Source organism: Methylobacterium sp. WL103, assembly GCF_008039885.1.
GTDB lineage: Bacteria > Pseudomonadota > Alphaproteobacteria > Rhizobiales > Beijerinckiaceae > Methylobacterium > Methylobacterium cerastii.
Window position 1 is genome coordinate 1 of record NZ_VRUX01000445.1, and the last position, 3,583, is coordinate 3,583.

Here is a 3,583-nt window from a genome sequence, read left to right on the forward strand (position 1 = left end):
GCCCTGGGTCAGGTAGCGCCAGCCCTGGAACGGGCGGCAGGGGCGCGGCGCGACCGCGACGATCGCCGGATCGAGCACCAGGCGGCAGCGGCCGATGCCGTCGTCGCCGGTGGAGGGCTCGATCGCTGCGACCGCTTGCCGGCAGCTCAGCGTGCCCTTGATTACCCAGTAGATCGAGCCGCGCCCGGCGATCTCGCTCCGGCGCTTGGGCACCATCCGCGTGGTGTGGACCGGCGCCGGGTCGAGGCCGAGCCGCAGCGCCTCGTCGCGGAACCGCGCCTGGCGCGCCGCAAGCTCCTCGATCGAGGCCGGGCCGACGCAGAGCTTGAGCAGGTGAAGGGCCACGGTCTCGTCGGTCTCTCGCAGGCGCGGGGCGATGCGCGAGAGCGTGTAACGCCGGATCGTCGCAGCGGGTGCGCGGCCCTTCGTCCCGGTCCGCGGGAGCGCGGCCGGGTCACCCCTCGGTCATGGCCTCGACCATGCCGCCCGGATCGTTCACGAACTGCCGCATGATCCTGAAGTGCTCGGTCTCCTGCAGCGCCACCGGCTCGAGCCCGTGTCGGGTCATCCTCAGCAGCCCCGCCCCCGGATGGGCCATGATGATCGGCGAATGCGTCACGATCACCACCTGGGTCCGCCCGCCCGCCTCCATGCGCTTCAGGAGCTTGAGGAAGTCGAACTGCCGGGTCGGCGAGAGGGCGGATTCGGGCTCGTCGAAGATGAAGAGGCCGGGCCTCGCGCAGCGCTCCTCGAAGAACCGGATGAAGCCCTCGCCGTGCGAGTGGGACAGGAAGTCCGCCGACGGGCTGCGGACCTCGTCGAGGTAGCGGGCCACGGAGAAGAAGCTCTCCGCCCGGAAGAACCAGCCGCTCCCGACCTTCGGCAGCCAACTCGCCTTGAGCGACCGCGCCAGGCTTCCGCCGCCGGTCTCGACGGCGCGGGCGTTGTCGACGGCCCGGTAGCCCGGGCCGCCCCCGCTCTCGTCGAAGCCGGCGAGCACCGCGATGCCTTCCAGCAGCGTGGATTTGCCGACCCCGTTCTCCCCGGCGATGATGGTGACCGGGCGGTCGAACGCCAGCTCGAACCCGCCCTCCCGGAACAGTGGAAGGCAGAACGGATAGGCGTCGCGGTCGTAGGTCGCGTCGTCGGGAATCCAGACCCGCCTCAGGTACGGCGGCGGCAACGTCTTGACCTGGTATCTCGCCAACGCCCCGGCCCCGCTGCTCCGACTCGCAGCCGACAGATGGCGCGATCGCGCCGGAGCGTGCAACGGCCGCGCCGCGTGTCGTGCGCGATTTCCTATCGCAGGACCAAGTGCCGTCCTCGCGAAGTCTGCCTCAGCAGAACAGGGCCAGCTTCTCCTCGACGCTGAGGGCGTCGATCTCGGCGAAACTCATCGCGCGCTCAGTGGCCGGAGGCGACACGGCGTCCGGCTCGGGTGAAGCGTCTTCGGAGGGATCCGCTTCAGGCTCGGGCGCCAGCTCCGCCTCCGGCTCGTGGTCCGTTTCCGGCTCCGGCTCCGGGTCCTGCTCAGGCTCGGCGACGACCTCCTCCGAGGCGATCTGCGCCTCGAAATCCTCGGCCCAGTCGAGCGCGACGTCGGCATCGGGCTCTTGGAACGGCTCGGGCTCCCCGAGGGCTTCGAGCATCGCCGGCTCTTCAGGAACCTCAAGCTCTTCGGGCTCGGGGGCCGAGGGCAGGAACACGATGTCGTCGTGGAGGGGCACCGCCCCCGGCTCGATCGCGCGGAGCGCCGCATGCGCGGCGGCGATCGTCGCCGGCGCGTCCGTGCCGAGGTAGCGGTCGACGTCGCTCTGGTCGAGATCGGCCGGCCGCGATTCCATCGAGGGGCGGTAGGTCGCGTCGCCCGGCCCCGGCGGGACCGGGTCGCCGGCGTCTCCCCAGATCGCCATCATCGCGTTCAGGCGCTCCTCGAGGTAGCGCAGCGTGTGGACGATCCGGCCGGTGCGCTGCGCCGTGAGGTCCTGGAACGAGCAGGCGGTGTAGATCTGCGTCGCGTAGCGGTCGAGGGCGTCGCAGGCCGCCGCGTCGATGCCGTTCTCGCGCAGCGACCACGCGCTCTCCTGCACCTGCTCGGCGGCGGCCAGGATGTCGGTGGTCGCCCGCTCGGTCGCCTGGACGATCGCGTCCAGGGCTTCCGACGCGATGCTGAGCCGGGTCTGGTCGTGGCCGGGATCGGTGATCGCCGCGATCTCGGCCTTGGTCCGGCCGATCGCGTTCGCCATCTCCATGATGTCGCCGCGGAAATGGCTGACCGCGTCCGGGCCGCGCCCGTCCGTCACCGTGGATTCGAGCCGCGCGATCGCATCGAGCAGCACGTTGGTGTTGGCGCTGCGGTTGCGGCTGGCGAACTCGGCGAGGAACCAGCGCCCGCGGGCGCTGCCGCTCATGGTCGCCTCGATGGCCTCGTACTCGGTCGGCTCGAAGGCCGTCAGCGAGTGGGAACCGGACATGGTACGCGTCCTTGCGGGCGATGGCCGCGTGCGGTGGGGCTCGACATGGCTCCGGAACGACACTGGCGAGCGCACAATTTGACAGGATCGATTTAACGGCGGCTTACGGACGCCGCCTCCGCCCCGTCCACGCCGATCGATCGAGACCCTTGGCCGCGTCACCGCCCCTCGAGCCCAGCCGTTTCCGCCTGTCGCTCCTCTATGCGGTGGTGTTCGTCGAGATCGGCATCGCGATGCCGTTCATGCCGGTCTGGCTCGCCGCGCTCGGCCTCGACGCGTCGGTGATCGGGCTGCTGCTCGCGCTGCCGATCGCGACGCGCATCGTCGCCACGGCGCCGTTGATGAGCCTGATCGACCGGGGCGTCGGTGCGCGGGCGCTGCTGCTGGCGGGAAGCCTCGCGCTAGCAGGGACCTACGCGCTGATGCCGGCCGGCGCCGGGATCGGCTGGGCGGCGCTGGCGCTCCTCGTCGTCCTCAACGCGGTCGCCGGCGCGCCGCTCGTGCCGAGCATCGACTATCTCACCCTCGCCGCGATCCGCCGCCGGCCTCAGCTCGACTACGCGCGGATCCGCATGTCCGGCTCGGTGGCGTTCCTGCTGGCCAACCTCGCCGGCGGCGCGCTGCTGACGGCGATGGGCGAGGCGCTCGCGGTGCCGCTGCTGCTCACCGGGCTCGCGCTGATCGCCAGCGCCGTCGCGTTCACGAGCCGGTCGGTCGCCGCGCCTGCCCCGGAACACGCGGAGGGAATGCGCCCGCGCCTGCCGCCGCGCCTGAAGCTCTGCATCGCCGCCGCCGCCGCAATCCAGGCGAGCCATGCGGCGATCTACGCCTTCGGCAGCATCCACTGGACCGCGCACGGCTTCTCGACGGCCACCGTCGGCGCGCTCTGGGGCGTCGGGGTCGTCGCCGAGATCGTGCTGTTCGCCTGCGTCGCGCGCCTGCCCGCACGCTGGCGAACGCCGTTCCGCTATCTCGCGTTGGGGGGCGGCGCGGCCCTCGTGCGCGCGCTCGGGATGTATGCGCTCGGCGACAGCCTGGCCGCCCTGGTCGGGCTCCAGGCGCTGCACGGCCTGACCTTCGGCGCGACGCAGCTCGGGGCGATGGCCGCC

General features: G+C 71.9%; 4 protein-coding genes. 1 reads left to right on the top strand and 3 read right to left on the bottom strand.

All coding sequences use genetic code 11. The features are described from left to right. The 3 genes from FV222_RS20260 to FV222_RS20270 form a co-directional block, all read right to left on the bottom strand. A partial coding sequence (locus FV222_RS20260) for a DUF1489 domain-containing protein (RefSeq protein ID WP_147815487.1) occupies positions 1-345 on the bottom strand: 345 nt, incomplete at its 3' end. A gap of 109 nt (positions 346-454) precedes the next feature. Then, positions 455-1,207, bottom strand: a complete 753-nt coding sequence (locus tag FV222_RS20265) for an AAA family ATPase (protein ID WP_147815488.1) — start codon at positions 1,205-1,207, stop codon at positions 455-457. A gap of 130 nt (positions 1,208-1,337) precedes the next feature. Next, the gene (locus FV222_RS20270) at positions 1,338-2,474 is read right to left on the bottom strand and encodes a hypothetical protein (protein WP_147815489.1); all 1,137 of its coding nucleotides are present in this window, start codon (positions 2,472-2,474) and stop codon (positions 1,338-1,340) included. 149 nt (positions 2,475-2,623) lie between these two features. On the opposite strand from FV222_RS20270, the gene FV222_RS20275 reads away from it, so the two are divergent. Further along, a partial coding sequence (locus FV222_RS20275) for an MFS transporter (protein ID WP_246685570.1) occupies positions 2,624-3,583 on the top strand: 960 nt, incomplete at its 3' end.

What these genes read in the sequence shown, in the direction of transcription:
- FV222_RS20270 (WP_147815489.1), bottom strand. Translation starts at nt 2,474, where the DNA reads ATGTCCGGTTCCCACTCGCTGACGGCCTTCGAGCCGACCGAGTACGAG.